Source organism: Mesorhizobium sp. M2E.F.Ca.ET.209.01.1.1, assembly GCF_004010375.2.
Lineage (GTDB): Bacteria > Pseudomonadota > Alphaproteobacteria > Rhizobiales > Rhizobiaceae > Mesorhizobium.
Map to the genome: position 1 here is coordinate 1 of NZ_SADP02000680.1, position 333 is coordinate 333.

The window sequence follows — 333 nt, forward strand, 5'->3', positions numbered from 1 at the left end:
TAGCGCTGACGGCGCATGAGGACCCCGGCTGCCTGCGCCAGGTGCTTGCGGCCGGCGGGCGCGGCTTCGTGGTCAAGCGGTCGACCGCTACGGATCTGCTGCAGGCAATCCGTTGCGTGCTGGCCGGCGACAACTATGTCGATCCGGCGCTTGCGGCGCGCCTGCTCAGCCCGCGCAGCGCCCCACAGGGCGATCCCGGCAATCTCAGCGAACGGGAGCGGTCGGTCATCCAGCTGGTGGCGCTCGGCTACAGCAACAAGGAAATCTCGTCCCGGCTCAACCTCAGCATAAAGACGATCGAGACCTATCGCACCAGGGCGACCGAGAAGCTCG

Annotated in this window: 1 protein-coding gene; it reads left to right on the forward strand. The window is 67.3% G+C overall.

The window, feature by feature from the left end; genetic code table 11:
- On the forward strand, nucleotides 1-333 hold a 333-nt coding region (locus tag EN852_RS37410; RefSeq protein ID WP_189546531.1), incomplete at both ends, for a response regulator transcription factor.